14 protein-coding genes are annotated in these 18,210 nt (G+C 41.3%); 5 read left to right on the top strand and 9 right to left on the bottom strand.

All coding sequences use genetic code 11. The annotated features are described in order from the left end of the window. Nucleotides 1–124 precede the first annotated feature (124 nt). The 3 genes from HFD85_RS03850 to HFD85_RS03840 all read right to left on the bottom strand — a co-directional run bounded on the left by HFD85_RS03850 (nucleotide 125) and on the right by HFD85_RS03840 (nucleotide 3,249). Nucleotides 125–775 carry a hypothetical protein gene (locus HFD85_RS03850; protein WP_167605282.1) on the bottom strand — a complete coding sequence of 217 codons (651 nt, stop codon included), beginning with the start codon at nucleotides 773–775 and terminating at the stop codon, nucleotides 125–127. A 377-nt stretch (nucleotides 776–1,152) separates the two neighbouring features. Next, entirely contained in the window at nucleotides 1,153–2,064 is a 912-nt protein-coding gene (locus HFD85_RS03845) for a DMT family transporter (RefSeq protein ID WP_167605281.1), read from the bottom strand. Between the two features lie 90 nt (nucleotides 2,065–2,154). Continuing rightward, nucleotides 2,155–3,249: a TlpA disulfide reductase family protein gene (locus HFD85_RS03840; protein WP_167605280.1), complete on the bottom strand. Its 1,095-nt coding sequence runs from the start codon at nucleotides 3,247–3,249 to the stop codon at nucleotides 2,155–2,157. A gap of 231 nt (nucleotides 3,250–3,480) precedes the next feature. Between HFD85_RS03840 and HFD85_RS03835 the strand changes: the two genes are divergently transcribed. Together HFD85_RS03835 and HFD85_RS03830 are read left to right on the top strand one after the other, a co-directional pair. Next, on the top strand, nucleotides 3,481–4,347 hold the full coding sequence (locus HFD85_RS03835; protein ID WP_167605279.1) for a patatin-like phospholipase family protein: 867 nt from the start codon (nucleotides 3,481–3,483) through the stop codon (nucleotides 4,345–4,347). 153 nt (nucleotides 4,348–4,500) lie between these two features. Then, nucleotides 4,501–5,025 (top strand): hypothetical protein, encoded by a 525-nt coding sequence (locus tag HFD85_RS03830; protein WP_167605278.1) that lies wholly within the window; start codon nucleotides 4,501–4,503, stop codon nucleotides 5,023–5,025. 68 nt (nucleotides 5,026–5,093) lie between these two features. Here the strand turns inward: HFD85_RS03830 and asnB are convergent, their stop codons facing one another. Then, nucleotides 5,094–6,773, bottom strand: coding sequence for an asparagine synthase B (gene asnB, locus HFD85_RS03825; RefSeq protein WP_167605277.1), 1,680 nt, complete (start codon nucleotides 6,771–6,773; stop codon nucleotides 5,094–5,096). 487 nt (nucleotides 6,774–7,260) lie between these two features. On the opposite strand from asnB, the gene HFD85_RS03820 reads away from it, so the two are divergent. The 3 genes from HFD85_RS03820 (at nucleotide 7,261) to HFD85_RS03810 (ending at nucleotide 11,460) form a co-directional block, all read left to right on the top strand. Continuing rightward, nucleotides 7,261–8,007 carry an SDR family oxidoreductase gene (locus HFD85_RS03820; protein ID WP_167605276.1) on the top strand — a complete coding sequence of 249 codons (747 nt, stop codon included), beginning with the start codon at nucleotides 7,261–7,263 and terminating at the stop codon, nucleotides 8,005–8,007. Between the two features lie 121 nt (nucleotides 8,008–8,128). Beyond that, nucleotides 8,129–10,369: a hybrid sensor histidine kinase/response regulator transcription factor gene (locus tag HFD85_RS03815; protein ID WP_167605275.1), complete on the top strand. Its 2,241-nt coding sequence runs from the start codon at nucleotides 8,129–8,131 to the stop codon at nucleotides 10,367–10,369. Between the two features lie 98 nt (nucleotides 10,370–10,467). Next, a complete protein-coding gene (locus HFD85_RS03810; protein WP_167605274.1) occupies nucleotides 10,468–11,460 on the top strand; it encodes an SMP-30/gluconolactonase/LRE family protein in 993 nt (330 codons plus the stop codon). 65 nt (nucleotides 11,461–11,525) lie between these two features. Here HFD85_RS03810 and HFD85_RS03805 read toward each other — a convergent pair whose 3' ends face one another. The 5 genes from HFD85_RS03805 to HFD85_RS03785 form a co-directional block, all read right to left on the bottom strand. Beyond that, entirely contained in the window at nucleotides 11,526–13,238 is a 1,713-nt protein-coding gene (locus HFD85_RS03805) for an acyl-CoA dehydrogenase family protein (RefSeq protein ID WP_167605273.1), read from the bottom strand. Between the two features lie 18 nt (nucleotides 13,239–13,256). After that, the gene (locus HFD85_RS03800) at nucleotides 13,257–14,276 is read right to left on the bottom strand and encodes an electron transfer flavoprotein subunit alpha/FixB family protein (RefSeq protein WP_167605272.1); all 1,020 of its coding nucleotides are present in this window, start codon (nucleotides 14,274–14,276) and stop codon (nucleotides 13,257–13,259) included. A 23-nt stretch (nucleotides 14,277–14,299) separates the two neighbouring features. Beyond that, the gene (locus HFD85_RS03795; protein ID WP_167605271.1) at nucleotides 14,300–15,175 is read right to left on the bottom strand and encodes an electron transfer flavoprotein subunit beta/FixA family protein; all 876 of its coding nucleotides are present in this window, start codon (nucleotides 15,173–15,175) and stop codon (nucleotides 14,300–14,302) included. Between the two features lie 369 nt (nucleotides 15,176–15,544). Further along, nucleotides 15,545–17,272, bottom strand: coding sequence for a carbon starvation CstA family protein (locus tag HFD85_RS03790; RefSeq protein WP_167605270.1), 1,728 nt, complete (start codon nucleotides 17,270–17,272; stop codon nucleotides 15,545–15,547). A 241-nt stretch (nucleotides 17,273–17,513) separates the two neighbouring features. After that, the gene (locus tag HFD85_RS03785) at nucleotides 17,514–18,146 is read right to left on the bottom strand and encodes an NAD(P)H-dependent oxidoreductase (RefSeq protein ID WP_167605269.1); all 633 of its coding nucleotides are present in this window, start codon (nucleotides 18,144–18,146) and stop codon (nucleotides 17,514–17,516) included. Nucleotides 18,147–18,210: the final 64 nt, after the last annotated feature.

Below are 18,210 nucleotides of genomic sequence, written 5' to 3'. Positions count from 1 at the left end.
ATTATAGATAATTGAGGCAATCAAGCTTCCATTAATGCTTGAAGGCCTCAACCATGCTTCCCTATAATTTTATGAAATTTGTTTTTCAGTAACAGTTCAGTAAGAATCTCAATGTGTTTGTTCATTAAAAATTAAAATTAAAAGTTAAACTATAAGGTAATTGAATTCGGGAATGATAATAAGTGTGCTTTACTCTATTGTTTGGATCAACATTTGTCCCTTCCGTTTTCCAACGTTCGAATTTGTTTTCTATACCGGTTTCAAAAGCTATTGATAAATTACTTGATAACAATACTTTTACTCCGACAAAAGGAACAAAGGAAATATTATAATAATCATCCGTTTTGGGATAATCCATATCGTCGATAATGCCTAAATAAGCTCCAGCATCAGCCCCGTAATAAAAAACAGCTTTATTGAATTTGTTTTGAAATTCATAACCGAGAGAGAACGAGAAGTTGGTTTTTTGTTCTTTTCCGGTTAATTCATAGTTCTCATCATCATGAGTAACACTATATTTACTCACACTATAAGAGGTACCAATTCCAAAACGATATGCCCCTATTATTTGGTTATTTTTAATATTATTTAACTTGAATAATACCTTATCCGGGATACCGTCAGAGAATAAATTTTGAAGGTCTACGGCCACTTCATATCGTGTAAGATCTTTGGCAGTTCTGCTATTTTGTGCGGATGATGTTGCGCTTACAGTGGTTCCAATAAACACTACTAAGCATAAAAATTTTACGAGAAATTTGTTGTTTCTTTTCATTTATATAAATTTTTTAATATGAATAAATAATAAATTAATAGGAAGCGTTTGATGCTTCCATGCAATGAAATTCCTAACGGAAATAAAGAAGAGCCATTTAAAGGTAGTTTACAGCTATCACAAGCAAAGGTTTGGTTTGGGTTGTGTAGCCTGGCTACGTCCAAGTTACTGTCATTAGTTCATTATGCTAGTACATTTATCGTAAAGTTGTTTTGTATTAAGGATACGTGAAAATAATTTGAGTAGCTTGAAAAAACAAAAATTTGAACATGATTTTAGTCACGCACCACACTAACTCAGACTAAACAACTAATTTGCAGCACGATAAAAATAATCTAAAATCGACGAATGGAATAAAGTGCAAGCTTAAGCTTTTGCTATAGAAAAAACAAAGCTACTCCTGCAACTGTTATTACGGCGCCAAGAATTTCTTTCCAGTTTACTTTTTCGTGGAAAATAAGCACGGCGGGGGCAATAATCAGTACCGGAACGATGGCCATTAATGTGGCGGCAATACCGGTTTGTGTGTGTTGCACTGCCAGCAATGAAAAAGAAACGCCCAGAAAAGGGCCAAAGAAAGCTCCCAATGTGATGCGTTTCATGGCCGAGCCATTTTTTAAAGCCAGCCCCACCAGCTTCCAGCGCCGAATAAAAAAGAACAAAATAGAGAATCCCACAATCCCGGTTAGTACGCGTATTTGTGTAGCCGAAAAAGCATCGTAGTCGCCCATTCCTTTTTTGCTGATCACCAAACCGGCAGCCTGTCCCAGTGCGCCACCAAGTGCCAGCAAAAGTCCGGGAAGCGAATAATTCGATTTCAACTTTTTGATGATCGCACCGTTCTCCTCCGATTTCTCGCGTTTCAGAATTACCAGAACAATACCACTCATGGTAACTACCATCCCGAGCCAATTCATGGGAGAAAGTACCTCGCCCAGCATCAGCCAGCCGATAAAAGCTGCAAAGGGTGGTGCCAGCGCCATGATTAGCATAGCCACACGTGCACCAATAATCAGGTACGACTGAAACAATAAAAGATCACCAATTACAAAACCAATCAGTCCCGAAAGTGCCAGCCATTTCCAGGCAAACCAGGTGGCATCGGTAGGGAAGAAAAAACCACGAACCACCCAACTGTAAATACCAATGAGAAAAAAAGCGATTACCAGGCGAATAAGATTCACCGCAAGCGATCCTACCTTTTTTCCTGCCGATTCAAAAGCCAGTGCTGTAATCGTCCAGAATACTGCTGTAAGCACACCTGCTATTTCTCCAAAATGGTTTTGCATATCAGATTTAAGTAAGCGATTTCAACTAAAAAAAGAACCATTCCTCACACAAGCTGAAGAATGGTTCCCTTTATCAGTTTGTACTTTTCACTAGTTATTCAAATATTCCTGAACCGCTTCGCGAAGCTCATCGCCACGCTTGTTTTTGGCAATGATCTTACCGTCTTTGCCTACAAGAATACTGTGAGGAATTCCGCTAACAGCATAGGTTTTAGCCACTGTGTTATTCCAGTAAGCAAGGTCAGAAACCTGTGTCCAGGTTAAGCCATCGTCTTCGATTCCCTTTAACCAAGCTTCTTTATCACGATCGAGTGAAACACCAAAAACGGTGAAGCCTTTGTCTTTAAATTCATTAAAAACAGCCACAACATTTGGGTTTTCCTGACGACAAGGACCACACCACGACGCCCAGAAATCGAGTAAAGTCAATTCGTGCTGCGAATAAACATCAGAGAATTTCACCGGATTTCCTTCAGGATCGTTCTGGGTAAAATCGGGAGCAATCTGCCCGATAGCTACGACTTTCAGTTTCTCTATTTTATCTTTCAGCTCAACAATACTTGGCACTTCCTGAATCTTTGGATCCAAACCGTTTACCAGTGCTTCCAGTTCATCGGCTTCTTTTCCATAGGAAATTCCACCAAGAATAATTGGAGTTACATACGATGCCGGATGTTCTTTTACAAAATCTTCCTGAATAGTATTGGTACTTTCGTACATTTCCTCAACCTGCGCCATTAGTTTAGCCGACTTTGCAGTATCACCTGCAGCTTCAGCGGTTCTGGCTTCCTGGTAGAGGGCCATATACTCATCAGAGATCTTTTTCAGTTTATCGCTTAACGCTGCATAATCGTCGTGACTGGCCGAACCACTAACTTTCGCAAAACGAATTGAATCAGCTTTACCGCTTACCGTCATTTTTGCATTTTCAACAAAAACCAGTGCTTTTGCCCGCTGCCCTAATATCGAAAGGTAATATGCTCCGGGAACTTCTACTTCACCTTCAAGAACTGCAGTACCATCAACAATATCAGCCGTATCAATACCCACCAGTGCGCCATCTTTACGTTCTTCAAGAACCACCTGTCCTTCGGCACCTTCGAGGTTAACGTTAATTTTAAAACCGCTTTGCTGCGAACATGCAAAAAGTCCGGCAGCAAAAATCAAAACAAAATACTTTTTCATATAATTACAATTTAAAGATTTCGATGTTGTTTTTTAATTGGTGATTTACTTTCTCCTTTGTGAAGCCATTATCCACCAAAAGCATTCTGAATTTTTAAATACAGAATTAAGGTTCGAAGATAATCAAACATTTAAAATATTCGATATGAGGCAAAGGCATATTGTTTACCGGAAAAATTGCATCGGAAAAAGCGAATCTTTGTATTTTTATTGAAATTAATTCAATTCAAAATGAGTCAGAAAATTGCGTTGGTTTTATCGGGAGGCGGAGCCCGTGGATTAGCTCACATTGGGGTTATTGAAGAACTTGAAAAACACGATTTTGAAATTACTTCCATTGCCGGAACTTCAATGGGAGCTTTGGTAGGAGGCGTTTATGCCCATGGTAAGTTAAGCGAATTCCGGGACTGGATGATCTCGCTCGATCATTTCGAACTATTTAAACTGGTTGATTTCACCCTGGGTGCGGCGGGTATTGTAAAAGGTGAAAAAGTACTTAACGCCATGAAGGAGTTTATTCCCGATGTAAAAATTGAAGAACTGCCTATTCCCTACTCGGCCACAGCCACCGACATAATCAAGCACCAGGAAGTGGTATTTACCAGCGGCAGCCTTTATGATGCCATTCGGGCATCGATTGCCATACCTACAGTCTTCACGCCGATAAAGAAGAATGGCGCTGTGCTTGTTGACGGCGGAGTGATGAATAATGTGCCGATTTCGAACGTAAAAAGAACCAAAGGCGACAAGCTCGTCGTGGTTCATGTTAATGCCAATATACCTGCGATTACTCCGGTATTGAATAAAAAAGAAGAAGAAGAGAAAGAGTCGAAATACAAAAAATGGCTCAGCAACATCAGCGAATTTCTTAGCAGCTCAAAAGAAAAAGAACACAGTTTGGGCTTTCTTTCGCTGATCGATAATACACTTGCCACCGGAATGTTGCAATTGGCTCAACTTACCATTAAAAACGGCAACCCCGATATATTGATAGAAACCTCGCGCGACACCTGTGGCACTTACGATTTTTATAAAGCCAAAGAAGTGATCGAAACGGGAAGACTGGCCGCACAAAAAGTGCTTGATGATATAAAATAATAAGTATTGAAAACGGAACAATTTTCTCCTCAAATGAAATCAATCTTTTGTTCTATAGTTTTTGTCCTTTTGAACCTTACACATTTCTTGTTGTGCGCTCAACAGCGACCAGGTCTGTCTCAGGAAACAGTCCGATATTTCGATGAAACAAACATGGAAATTTCTGAAGAGAAATACATGGAACAACTCGATTCGCGAGATTATCTAGAAGTGCCGGGAGATTCCAGCAACCACAAACGTCTGGTATACCGCTATGCTGAAGGAAATTTAGTTCATATTGAAAAGGTTTATAAAACACTGGATTCTTTATCCATCTATTCCCTCAATTTTGATAAACCAATTGTTTGTATCTATTATCCGGGGCGCGATAAATGCAACTCAGGTGGGACCAAGAGTAACTCAAAAAAAGATGTGCTCAGAAATGAATTGGAAAAAATTGATGAGCAAATCAATCTGGTAAGGATTTATAAAGACGACACCGGGTTAAATCTGAAAAAGAAAAAACAGGAATGGATTCAGGACCCCGGTCTTTTCTTCGAGAAGAATTTTTTCAACTATCACTATCCGTGCGGCAGTTTTGTGGTAATTGCTCCAAATGGCAAATACTTTGCCTATTTAGGAGAGTATCCGTTGGTTTACATCCTGGAATCTACACGTCTTTTATTGGAAAATTCATAAAAAACCACCCGTAATAATACGAGTGGTTTTCAGAATTGACTGATATACTTTCTCAACAATAACTTCGGTTATTTACCGGCAAAGCTGGTACCTTTTTCGTGAACCATGTTCACTGCCCTACCCGAAGGATCGGCGTTGTTTTTAAAAGAGGCGTCCCATTCCAATGCGGCGGCAGTGCTACATGCAATTGATGCTTCAGAAGGCACACACTTGGCAGCTGCGTCGGAAGGGAAATGTTCGCTATAGATTTCGCGGTATAAATATTCTTCCTTGCTGTTTGGTGTATTGATCGGAAAACGAAATTTCGCGTTATCCATCATTTCATCGCTTACTTTCTCTTTGGCAATGGCTTTTAAGGTATCGATCCAACCGTAGCCAACACCATCCGAGAATTGCTCTTTTTGACGCCAGGCAACCTCATCGGGCAGGTACCCGGCAAATGCTTCCCGTAAACAATGTTTTTCCATTTTGCCGTTTTTAGCCATCTTTTCTTCCGGGTTGAAACGCATGGCCACATCAACAAATTCCTTATCGAGGAAAGGAACACGTCCTTCAACACCCCAGGCCGCAAGCGATTTATTGGCACGCAAACAGTCGTACATGTTCAGTCGGCTTACCTTGCGCACACTTTCCTCGTGAAAGGCCTGAGCATCCGGTGCTTTATGAAAATAAAGGTAACCACCAAAAAGTTCGTCGGCACCTTCGCCTGTAAGTACCATTTTAATACCCATCGATTTGATTACACGCGACAACATGTACATCGGAGTTGATGCGCGAACTGTAGTCACATCGTAAGTTTCGATGTGGTAGATTACGTCTTTAATGGCATCCAAGCCTTCCTGTATGGTATAATTAATTTCGTGATGTACGGTACCAATGTGATCAGCCACTTTTCGTGCAGCGGCTAAGTCGGGCGAACCGTCCAAACCAATAACGAACGAGTGAAGCTGTGGCCACCAGGCGTCTTTCTCTCCACCTGATTCTACACGTTTACCTGAATATTTTTTGGCCAGCGCCGACGTAATCGAAGAATCCAAACCTCCTGATAAAAGAACACCATACGGAACATCCGACATCAACTGGCGATGCACTGCATCTTCCAAAGCCTGAGCCAATTCTTCGATACTGGCAGGATTATCTTTTACATTATCAAATTCAGTCCATTCGCGCACATACCAGCGTTTGATTTCACCCTCTTTACTGTACAGGTAGTGTCCGGGAGGGAACTCTTCAATTTTAAAACAGTAGCGTTCCAATGCCTTAAGTTCCGAAGCCACGTAATAATTGCCATATTTATCCCATCCCTGGTACAACGGAATGATTCCGATATGATCGCGTCCAATCAGGTAAGCATCATCTTCCTCATCGTATAATGCAAAAGCAAAAATTCCATTCATATCATCCAGGAACTTTTCTTTTTTATCGCGGTATAAGGCCAGAATCACCTCACAATCCGAACCGGTCATAAATTCATATTTTCCAGCGTATTGTTTGCGAATCTCCTGGTGGTTGTATATTTCGCCATTTACACCCAGAATTAATTTGCGGTCCTTACTATATAAAGGTTGGCCTCCCGATTCAGGATCGACAATTGAAAGTCTTTCGTGTGCGATCACCGCCTTTTCGCCACAGTAGATCCCCGACCAGTCTGGTCCGCGATGACGCAACTTTCTCGATTGCTTAAGCACCTGTGGCCTCAATTCCTCCGATGTGATCTTTAAATCAAAAACTCCTACTATTCCACACATATCTGATAACTGTTTATTCCGTTAATTATACTTCCCAAAAATAATCACTTTGTCAAAACTCCAAAACAATATCTGACATTTTTCTTATTTATTTAACACTTAGTATTCATTTTAAAACATAAAACCGCAAAATGTCATCATTTTATTATACAACAATATGTAGTACCCCCCTCATTTATCACAGGCAATATTCATTTAAACTGTTTTTTTTAACGATCACCCCCTGCGTAATTATATTTACCAACCAGAAATATATCCTTTAATTTCACAAATGGGTATAAAAAAGGCACCTTACTGTAAAATTCAGTTTTTGACGGTTTTCTGCCGAAATACTAACAAAATGTCACAGCGAAAAAGGTCCAATCCGTTCAATTTCATCATTTTTAGTTGCAATGCACCTGTTTTCAGGGTCCGAAAAAGAAGATTATCTCTGATTTGATGTAAATTCAAAAACAAAAAACTGAATCGAAGAATAGCTCAAAATACTATGAAAAAAAATGTGATCGTCACCGGGGGGACACAGGGAATTGGCAAAACAATGGTTCTTAATTTACTAAATAAAGGCTATGCTGTTTCCGTTTTTGAAATTGATGAAGAAGCCATTTCAGAATTTCGGCAGGAAATTTCTGATGAGATAGTTGCTGTGTATACGGTTGATGTTGCCGATGCTCAATCGGTTAAAGAAGCTGTTGCTCACTCGGCCAAACGTTTTGGAAATGTTTACGGACTGGTTAACAATGCCGCTATTTCGGCCAACAAATCCATCCTTGAACTTTCTCCCGAAGAATGGAACCGGGTGATTGGCACCAACCTCACGGGGGCTTTTCTTTGTTCGAAATTTACCGCGCCTCATCTGAAACAGTCAAAAGGCAGGATCATCAACATGGCTTCTACGCGGGCTTTTCAATCCGAAGCCAATACCGAAGCCTACTCAGCCAGCAAGGGAGGCATTGTGGCGCTTACGCATGCACTGGCTGCCAGTCTTGGCCCCGATGTAAAAGTAAACAGCATCAGTCCGGGATGGATCGATGTTTCGGCTGCAAAAAAGAAAGCCGAAGCCAGGCAATACGCGTTTAGGCCCGAGGATCACACCCAACATCCGGCCGGCCGTGTTGGAAAAGCACAGGACATTGCCAATATGATGCTCTTTCTCCTAAAACCCGAAAACGACTTTATTACCGGGCAGAACTTTGTAATTGATGGCGGAATGACAACAAAGATGATTTATGTGTAAAAGACCTTTAAACAATTTTTATCCAACACTAAAACACATTGACTTCAGCACTAAATTTTGTAAATTGAATAGTAAAGCAGACTAATTTAACCGACACCTGGTTATCATTCCTTCAAAAACGGTGAATTTCAGTACCAAAATAAATGAAATTGGCCGGCTAATCGACAACTATTTCACCTTGCCGGGAGACAAGCCTGAAGCATTGGCCACCAGAAAGAACTTCTTTTTTTTCCTTGTTCGGGGTATACCGTTAGTTGCTATATTTGGTATCGTTTTCTTTTTCCTGGGTTGTATCCATCTTGCCACTGCATTCTGGATCTTTACTGTTTCAGAGCTATTCATTCTCCTGATTTTCATGCTGAAACGCAAACACACAATTTTGTTTGTACTGATCAACCAGTACTTTTATATACTCTTTTCATTTATTGCCGTTCTTCATTTCGGAGGTATTTTGTATTCGGGAGGTACAGTCTTTATCGGGCTGGCCGGTGCGCTTGTTTCCCTGTCGTTTCTCTCTCCAAACCAGATAAAGTATCTTTTCATCATCTACATCTGTTCGATTATCATCGAAGCCTTTTTACAGCCGCTCCTGGTTCCGGTTCCCGAGTTGACGCCGGGTCTAAACCTCCTGCTTTTTGTGCTTCACTTACTGGTAATTTCCTTTTCTCTCTACATAACGCTGAGAACTTATCTGCAACAAAGTTTAAAAGCAAAGAAAATGGAAGCGGAACATTTAAAAGAACTGGATAAAATAAAAACAAAGTTTTATACCAATATCACCCACGAGTTCAGAACTCCGTTAACCGTTATTCTGGGGCTAACAAATCCTTCATTAAAAATGAACTCAACTAAACTAAAAAAGAACATTTTGCTAATCAGGCGAAACGGCAACCGCTTACTTCAACTGGTGAACCAAATGCTTGATTTGTCGAAGCTGGAAGCTAAAGCTATGCAGGTAAGTTATATTCAAAGTGATATTTGCCCATTTATTCACAGCTTAATCGAACCTTTTACACATCTGGCAAACAAAAAGAATATCCGTTTTCAATTTTCAACTGCGCAAAAAGAATTGAATATGGATTTTGATCCTGAAAAAATGGAATCCATCGTCAGTAATCTTTTATCAAATGCCATAAGATATACTCCACAGGGCGGATCAATCAATTTTTCAGTTTCCATTCAATCCCCTGAGCATCCGGGAAACACTTACGGCTATTCGCCGTTACCCGTGCGCGAGTATAACAGCTCGCAATTATTGAACATTCGAATAAAAGACAGCGGTCCGGGAATTGAAAAGAGTGAAATCCCAAATATATTTAAACGTTTTTATCAGGTTGAATCAGACAAAGCATCCCGTAACGAAGGTTCAGGGCTCGGACTGCTGTTGGTAAAAGAAATGGTAAATCTGCTTCATGGAAATCTTTTTATTTCCAGTACGCCGGGCAAAGGAACTGATATGACAGTCCTACTTCCGATAAGCAACAAGGCAAAAAAAACTGAATTTGAAGAAGTGTTCACAATGCAAGGTGAAGGCGAGGAGGTTAAGAACCTTAATAAAACGAAAGTCAAAAAAGGCAAAGAACTGCCTGTTTTATTGATTATTGAAGACAACCATGATGTTGCTGCTTACATTAAGATGGTAACGGACAAAAAGTATGAGCATCTTTCAGCGGAGAATGGAATCAAGGGGATTGAATTAGCGCAGGAAAATATACCGGACATAATCATTTCCGATATCTTAATGCCGGGAATCAATGGTTATGAGGTATGCGCTACCCTCAAAAATGATTTCAGAACAAGTCATATCCCCATTGTTCTTCTTACGGCCAAAACAGATAAAGAATCGCAAATTACCGGTTATGAAAAAGGTGCCGATGCCTATGTCACAAAACCATTCGATCCGCGCGAACTTTTGGTTCGGTTGGAAAAATTAATTGAAATGCGCGAAAACCTGAAAACGAAATATAAAACCTTGTCGCTTGTTTCTGAGCCTGACATAGAAGAATCCCGGGATCCGGAAGAAATATTCCTACTAAAAACCAAAGAGATACTAAACAGGTACTATTCTGAAGATAGCTTTAATGCTGAAGCCCTCTCACAGCAACTTGGTATATCCAGATCCCAACTGTTCAGAAAGCTCAAAGCATTAACCGGATTATCAGCATCTCGCTTCATTAATTTTTATCGTTTATCCGTTGCAAAACAAAAGGTTCTGAAATCGAACCTGAATATTTCTGAGATTGCTTATGAAGTTGGATTTAACGATCCGGCTTATTTTTCACGATTATTTACCAAAGAATTTGGAAGTGCACCAACGCGGTTTCGCTTAAAAACTTCTGACAACACATCTGATCATTCCTGAGATTATATCCCATTATTGTGCAAGAATTTGGAACAATCATCCAAGTTGAATGATAAAAACTATACTAACTTATTTCGTGAACATTAAATTTTTGAGTCATGAAAAAGTTATTTCTAATATCAATGGTGATACTGCTCTTTGGATGCGGGGAAGAATCTCTCACCCCTTCTGAAGGTATTCCGGAAAGTACTAAATCTACCTCATTGATGATCTTCCCTGAAATATTACAACTCCCCAATGGTTTTCAACCTGAAGGGATAGTTATCGGTAATTCCCATCAATTTTATGTAGGCTCTATTGTAACCGGGAACATTTATAAAGGTGATATCCAAACCGGTGAAGGAGAAATTTTCATTACGCCTCCCTTTCAGTCTCAGGCAGGTGGATTGGCCTTTGATCCCAGGAGTTCGTACTTGTTTGTGGCCAATGGCATGATGGGTGCCGGATCAGTTATTAATACACAAACAGGGGAAATAGTACATTCACTAAATTTCACGACACCGGGAACGGCATTCATTAATGATGTAACAGTTACATCATCGGCTGCCTACTTTACAAATTCTTTTGCACCTGTTATTTACAAAGTTCCTCTCGAAAAAAACGGACAGTTGACAAATCCTGTTCAGGTAATGCAAATAAATTTATCAGGAGAATTCAGTACAATCCCAAATCCAATGGTTCCACATCTTGGTGTATTTTCGAATGGGATTGATGCTTCCCCGAACGGCAAATTTCTATTGGTTGCCTCAACCGATCGTGGTGAAATTTATCGTGTTGATCCAAATACCGGTGAGGCTGTTTTATTGGATTTGGGTGGAACATTACTGCCTTTTGCTGATGGTATTCTACTGGATGGCAAGACCCTTTTTGTGGTGCAGAATCTGTTGAATGTGGTAGCCGTAATTGAGCTGAATGATGAACTGGATTCAGGTTCACTTGTAAAAACAATTACAAGTTTAGATTTTGGCATACCGACAACCATTGCAGAGTTCGGAAATTGTCTTTATGCTGTTAACGCCCATTTTGATCTGGCGCCTCCCGGCGGAATTTATCCGGACGTTGAATTTGAGGTAGTTCGAGTTTCAAAATAAAAGAAAGAGCCACCCCGAAATGGAGTGGCTCCCATATTTTTTGCTTGTATCTCACAAAAAGTGAGTTATGAAACTTCAAACTTATAATTGCTCAAATCAGCTAAATCAGAAGCATTAATAAACTCGGCATGTGCTTTTATCTGGCCTTTAGCAAAGTTTAAATAATTTTGTGCTGATCTCAAGAATTGTTCGTCGCGGTTGGTGTCAAGCAACAACAGGTAGCTCATAATGATATGTCCGGCCATTTCAACCAAACGACGGGCATGGAAATCAACAAACTCATTGTCGTCGGCCCCAACCACCCTTTTCACGGCGCGTTCATAATCATCAGTAAGAATAATCAACGAACGTTTCATGTATTCCAGTTTTGGCGATACACGTTCTGCTTCGTATTCCCTGATCTGGTTCAGATAAGCGCCGGTTGTAACACCACGGATCGCTGCAACCACCTGCAATTGTGTAGTTCCCTCGTAAATAGAGGTAATACGTGCATCGCGGTAAATACGCTCAACCGGGTAATCTTTCATAAAACCTGATCCTCCGTGAATCTGAACCGCATCGTAAGCCAGCTGGTTGCTGTATTCGCTCGCCATACCTTTTACAAGCGGCGTGTAAATATCGGCCAAACGCTGGTACATTTTCATTTCGTCGCGCTCTTCTTTTTCCAGTTTACGTTCTTCCGAAATGTGCATGTAAGTTTTGTACATGTCAACAAAACGGGCAGTTTCGTAGAGTAAAGTTCTGGAAGCATCGAGTTTAGCTTTCATCATCGACAGCATTTCGTAAACGGCCGGGAAGCGCACGATGGCTTTTCCGAACTGCATACGTTCTTTGGCATAAGCCAACGCCTCGCGGTACGCTGCTTCGCTCACTCCTACTGATTGAGCTGCAATTCCCAAACGGGCACCGTTCATCAGTGCCATTACGTATTTTATCAATCCCATCTTACGCGATCCTACCAACTCGGCAGGTGCATCCTTAAACACCAGCTCGCAGGTTGGCGAACCGATGATACCCATTTTATGTTCGATGCGGCGTACGGTTACTCCTCCGCTCAGCTTATCGTAAATATACATCGAAAGACCGCGGCCGTCCTTTGTTCCCGGCTCTGAACGGGCCAGTACCAGAGAGATTTCGCCATCGCCATTGGTGATGAAACGTTTCACACCGTTAAGCAACCAGGTTTGCTTTTCTTCATTCCAGGTGGCTTTTAATTGAACGGCTTGCAAATCGGAACCTGCATCGGGCTCGGTAAGATCCATTGCCATGGTATCGCCTGCTGCAACACGTGGTAAATATTTCTCTTTTTGCTCTTCAGAAGCAAATTCGTTGATGGTTTCGGCACAATCCTGCAGTCCCCAAATGTTTACAAAACCGGCGTCGGCACGCGAAACAATATCGGCAGCCATAATGTAAGGAACGATCGGGAAATTCAATCCGTCGTATTTGTAGGGCAGCGACATTCCCATCAATCCTGCTTTGTTTAAAGCATCAATATTTTCCTGGGTGCCACGTGCATAAATTACATGTCCGTCAACTACCTGAGGTCCTTCAGCATCGATGCTTTCGGCATTTTCAGCAACAATGTTTCCGCAAATATCGCCCACCACATCCAGCACACGGTCGTAATTGTCAACCGCATCTTCAAAATCCATCGGGGCAAAATCAAACTCTTTGGTAAAAGAATATTCGCGTTCTTTGAGGCGAACGATTTTTTCCATCAGAGGGTGAGTCAAATGAAATTTCAGTTCGCTATTATCAGTATAATAATTTGCCATTTTATTGGTGTTTAATTTCTACTTGGAATTCTTTTTATAATACTTGATCATTTTCGGAATGACCTCAGCTACATCGCCGGTAATTACATAATCGGCAATGGCATTGATCGGTGCTTCAGGATCGGTATTGATCGCAATGATCTGAGCCGATTCTTCCATTCCGGCACGGTGCTGAATTTGTCCTGAAATACCGCAGGCGATATACAACTTCGGACGAACGGTAACACCGGTTTGACCGATCTGGCGCTCGTGGATGGTGTAACCTGCATCTACTGCAGCACGCGACGCACCTACTTCACCTCCCAGAACTTCAGCCAGTTCGTACAGCAAATTGAAATTCTCTTTTGAACCAACACCATATCCACCGGCAACCACAATAGGTGCTCCTTTTATGTTGACCTTGCTTTTTTCAACATGGCGTTCAATAATCTCCACTACAAAATCTTCGTCGCTTACGTATTTCGCAACATCCAGCTCAACTACCTTCCCTTTGTATTTCGGATCGAGTATTTCCTTTTTCATTACCCCCTCGCGAACGGTTGCCATTTGCGGGCGACAATCGGGATTGATAATGGTTGCAATAATGTTTCCACCAAAAGCCGGACGGATCTGGTACAGCAGGTTATCGTACTGTTTATCCTGTTTTTTATCGAAATGATCGCCAATTACCAAACTGGTACAATCGGCAGTTAATCCGCTATGTAAAGCCGAAGAAACACGTGGACCAAGGTCACGACCGATGGAAGAAGCTCCCATCAGGGCAATCTGTGGTTTTTCTTCTTTAAACAAGTTCACAATTACCGACGTGTGTGGTAACGTTTGATAAGGATACAATCGTTTATCATCAGCAATAAAAACCGTGTCAACACCATAAGGAATGATCTGTTTTTCGATACCTTTTAAATCGCTGCCAATGACAACGGCTTCCAGTTTGCAATTCAATTCATTTGCCAGAGTTCTACCTTTGGTCAGCAACTCCAGACTTACATCGACCACGTGGCCGTCTTCTATCTCGCAATAAACACTTACGTTGTTCATATTCTTCTGATTTTTAGGAGTTGTTAACCAATTGTATGACTTTCAAGCAATTCCATCATCATGGCTTCAATATCGGCATCGGCTGCTGAAATCACTTTTGAATCTTTCGCACTAAGCACCACATTCTCAATCGTTTTCACCTTGGTTGGCGAACCGGTAAGCCCCAATTGTGAAGCATCGGTTTCGATATCGTTAACCGTCCATTCCGGGATATTCAAACCCGCACGTTCGTTGTACATGTGGGTATAATCTTCATTTTCTTTCTGAAGTTCGGTGATCGTTTTGGCGTGTTTGTATTTCATCAAACGCTTGGCATTTCGGGCTCTGCAATCAGGGGCCGAACCATTAACCGTAATTACCAGCGGAAGCTTGCATCTTACAGTTTCAACACCGTTTTCGAGACGACGTTTTACCGTAATGGCTTTATCTTTCAAATCAATCACTTCTTCAACATAAGTGATTTGTGGTAAAGCCAGTTTTTCGGCTACCTGAGGTCCTACCTGTGCAGTATCACCGTCAATCGCCTGACGACCTGCAATGATAATATCTACATCACCGATCTTCTTCAAGGCCTGAGCCAGTGCATAGGAAGTGGCCAATGTATCAGATCCGGCAAAAGCACGGTCGGTAAGCAAAATACCACCATCGGCACCACGGAACAATCCTTCACGGATAATGTCGGCGGCACGTCCTGGTCCCATCGTTAAAATTCGTACTGTAGTACCCGGAAACTTATCTTTAATGCGCAACGCCTGTTCAAGCGCATTCAGGTCTTCTGGATTAAAAATGGCCGGCAAAACTGCCCTGTTGATCGTCCCGTCCGCTTTCATCGCATCCTTACCCACATTTCGGGTGTCGGGAACTTGTTTGGCCAAAATAATAATGTTATAAGTCTTCATTCACAATATTTTTTGGTTTAATTTCTTATTCTTTCTCTCTTTAAATGCCACGAAAACAGAAGGTATTCCTGGCTATTTTTTTTGAAGGAGAAGCAAATATAAAAATCGAGCAAACAGAAACCAAGCCCTGAAAATCGGGCAAATAATTAATGTTTGTTAATTCCCATGAAATACCTGTAAAAATGGGGCTCACAGCGTCTCGGAAAGCAGGCATATCAACGCTTTAAAACAATTTACCTGATAATTCTAAAATTCGCGGAAAGAACAATTGAAATGCTAATTTATACTTGATTTAAGTAAGACAAGCACTGATCCCAGGCAGAAGATAGGTTTTGCAGTTACTTTTGATGGTGTTGTGTTTGAAAATCTTCAGACCAGACTTTGTATTTTTTTTCGTTGTTGCGAAGTGAGTACATTGAGTCCGCTAACCAATAACCAAACAGTAAGAAGAATGATCAATATTGAAAGAACAGTTAAAGTATAGTTCTTTTCCTGCATAAAACTGATCAGGTTATCGAACATCGCCCAGACGGTCATTATCAAAACAAAAAGCATGGGTATGAGTGCAAAAAGCGGATTCTGTTTTTTCATAATGAGATACAAGACCACAACCCCAAGAGCTAGTGCGGCTACCAGTTGATTCAGGGCACCAAACAAGGGCCACAGTAAGAGTGCTCCCTGTGCTCCGGGTTGAAGAAAGGTGAGTACCATAGCCAGGAACACAACAACTGCGGTGGCAAAATAGCGGTTATCAAAAGGCTTTTTAACCGTCCCGGATTTGTCTTTAAAAATCTCCTGTAGTGAAAGACGCTGAATACGGGCTGCCGAATCGAGTGTGGTATTGGCAAAGCTTACAATAAATACAGCAATAACAGCGGCCCCAAACTCTTTTGGCACGCCAATACTTTCGAGGAGATTGGCACTGCCAATAATAAAGGCCTCCAGCTTTGCAGCCAGGCCGGAAGCACTGGCCCACGAAGAATAATGAGCGTAAAAAGCATCGGATCCTGTCAGAAGAACTCCCTCTTTTTCCATGCCCATTCCTAAACCACCGGCTACTGCCAGAATAACCAATACGGCCAGAAAACCTTCAGTAAGCATACTTCCGTAACCGATGAATAAAGTATCGCTTTCTTTATTTACCTGCTTAATGGTAGTTCCGGTACTGGCCAACGAGTGGAATCCTGAGATGGCGCCACAGGCAATGGTAATAAATAGCAAGGGCATCATTGCAGGTACATTCTCAGAATGGAATGCTGCACTGTTTAAGGCAGGAGCACTGATCACCGGATGTGCCACAATCAATCCTAAAAGAATGAGAGCGATAGCCATCAACAGTTGATGCGAATTGATGTAATCGCGTGGTTGAAGTAATTTTTGAACCGGGACGGTAGATGCGAAGAAAGCATAAACGTACAAGATCAGCGCCCAGGTTACAACTCCTGATCCCATAATCGGTGGTACCTTGATCGGTGGCAGGTAGTACACACTAAAGTAAATGGAAAGATAAAGCAAAGCAACGGCAATAATAGAATAAAGTAAGTCGCTTCTCCCCTTTCTGACGTTGTAACCCAGCCAAACCGCAACAGGGATTTCAATCCACACCGGAAAAACGGATTCAGGGTATTTTTCGAATAGAACACCCACAATCATTGCAAACACCGCCAAAACAATTAATAAAAGCAGCTGCATGATAAACTGAAAAACATAACGGGTGCCAGGGCTAATTACATCTCCGGTTAAATCGCCAATCGTTTTTCCCTTGTTTCTACCCGAAATAACCATGGTTGAAAAATCGTGAACGCCTCCCATAAAAACAGCGCCAAACACAACCCACAAAAATGCGGGTAACCAACCCCAGATAATGCCGATGGCCGGGCCAACTATCGGCCCAAGTCCGGCAATTGTGGTAAAATGATGTCCAAAAATGATGTTCTTTTTCGAGGGAACGAAATCGATTCCGTCGTTGAATTCGTTGGCCGGCATATTCCTTGTGTCGGAAAGCTTGAATAACTTTTTGGCCAGATACCTACCATAAGTATGATAGGCTACCAGGTAGCCGATAAAAGCCAATATGGCAAGCACTAAACTATTCATAAGTCAGATTCCAGGTTAATCCTTTTTCAAACAACTCTTAAATATAGAGAATATTACGGATTGAAAAATGAAATTCAGGCTAAGGAAGTTACCCGCAAATTGTGTGTTGAAATAATTTACTATATTCGGGATGGTTTTTTAACCAAATCTAACCAAATTAAAATGATAAAGTCGGTTCAAATTGAACCGACTTTATATTTTACAATCAAGTATAATTAACATTAATCTGTAGTACAAACATTTAATTGTATTCCAGTATAAAATCTTCCTTTGGGTTTCTTACTTTCTTCATTGGAGCAAGCCAATCTCCTTGCTGGTCGCGATACCCAAGCGGAAGTAAAATAACACTTTTCAACCCTTTATCGGCAAGTCCTAAGAGCTCGTCCAGCTGCTGACTATCAAACCCTTCCATCGGGGTACTGTCAATTTTAAGTTCGGCTGCCTGTGTAAGCGCCAGGCCCAATGCAATGTAGGCTTGTCGGGCAGTATGTACAAAGTTTTCCTCGGCGCTTTGAGGTAGATATAATGCCTTAAGTTTATCAGTATATGATTTAAAGCGTCCTTTAGGCAAACCGCGCTGATCAGTGATATAATCAAATATCGAATCGATACGTTCTTCGGTATATTTATCCCAGGCAGCAAATACAAGTAGGTGCGAACACTCGGCCACAATTTCCTGCCCCATAGCAATAGGTACAATTTTTTTCTTTAATTGCTCATTTGATATCACGATTACGCGAAACTGCTGAAGCCCCGATGAAGTTGGAGTCAATCGTGCAGCTTCCACTATTTTATCAATATCTTTCTGTGCAACTTTTCTCGTACGATCGTACTTTTTTGTGGCGTAACGCCATTTCAAATCTTCCAGTATCATTTTCTGTTCTCTTTATAATAAAATCAATATTAAACTTCGTGATGTGATTAAGGCCCGATTAGCT

This window comes from Maribellus sediminis, from assembly GCF_011799805.1.
Classification (GTDB): domain Bacteria; phylum Bacteroidota; class Bacteroidia; order Bacteroidales; family Prolixibacteraceae; genus Draconibacterium; species Draconibacterium sediminis_A.
Note: the sequence above shows the minus strand (reverse complement) of the source record. Positions and strands in the feature narration are given on the sequence as shown.

What these genes read in the sequence shown, in the direction of transcription:
- HFD85_RS03850 (WP_167605282.1), bottom strand. Translation starts at nt 775, where the DNA reads ATGAAAAGAAACAACAAATTTCTCGTAAAATTTTTATGCTTAGTAGTG.
- HFD85_RS03835 (WP_167605279.1), top strand. Translation starts at nt 3,481, where the DNA reads ATGAGTCAGAAAATTGCGTTGGTTTTATCGGGAGGCGGAGCCCGTGGA.
- HFD85_RS03810 (WP_167605274.1), top strand. Translation starts at nt 10,468, where the DNA reads ATGAAAAAGTTATTTCTAATATCAATGGTGATACTGCTCTTTGGATGC.
- asnB (WP_167605277.1), bottom strand. Translation starts at nt 6,773, where the DNA reads ATGTGTGGAATAGTAGGAGTTTTTGATTTAAAGATCACATCGGAGGAA.
- HFD85_RS03830 (WP_167605278.1), top strand. Translation starts at nt 4,501, where the DNA reads ATGGAAATTTCTGAAGAGAAATACATGGAACAACTCGATTCGCGAGAT.
- HFD85_RS03805 (WP_167605273.1), bottom strand. Translation starts at nt 13,238, where the DNA reads ATGGCAAATTATTATACTGATAATAGCGAACTGAAATTTCATTTGACT.
- HFD85_RS03795 (WP_167605271.1), bottom strand. Translation starts at nt 15,175, where the DNA reads ATGAAGACTTATAACATTATTATTTTGGCCAAACAAGTTCCCGACACC.
- HFD85_RS03785 (WP_167605269.1), bottom strand. Translation starts at nt 18,146, where the DNA reads ATGATACTGGAAGATTTGAAATGGCGTTACGCCACAAAAAAGTACGAT.
- HFD85_RS03845 (WP_167605281.1), bottom strand. Translation starts at nt 2,064, where the DNA reads ATGCAAAACCATTTTGGAGAAATAGCAGGTGTGCTTACAGCAGTATTC.
- HFD85_RS03800 (WP_167605272.1), bottom strand. Translation starts at nt 14,276, where the DNA reads ATGAACAACGTAAGTGTTTATTGCGAGATAGAAGACGGCCACGTGGTC.
- HFD85_RS03820 (WP_167605276.1), top strand. Translation starts at nt 7,261, where the DNA reads ATGAAAAAAAATGTGATCGTCACCGGGGGGACACAGGGAATTGGCAAA.
- HFD85_RS03840 (WP_167605280.1), bottom strand. Translation starts at nt 3,249, where the DNA reads ATGAAAAAGTATTTTGTTTTGATTTTTGCTGCCGGACTTTTTGCATGT.
- HFD85_RS03790 (WP_167605270.1), bottom strand. Translation starts at nt 17,272, where the DNA reads ATGAATAGTTTAGTGCTTGCCATATTGGCTTTTATCGGCTACCTGGTA.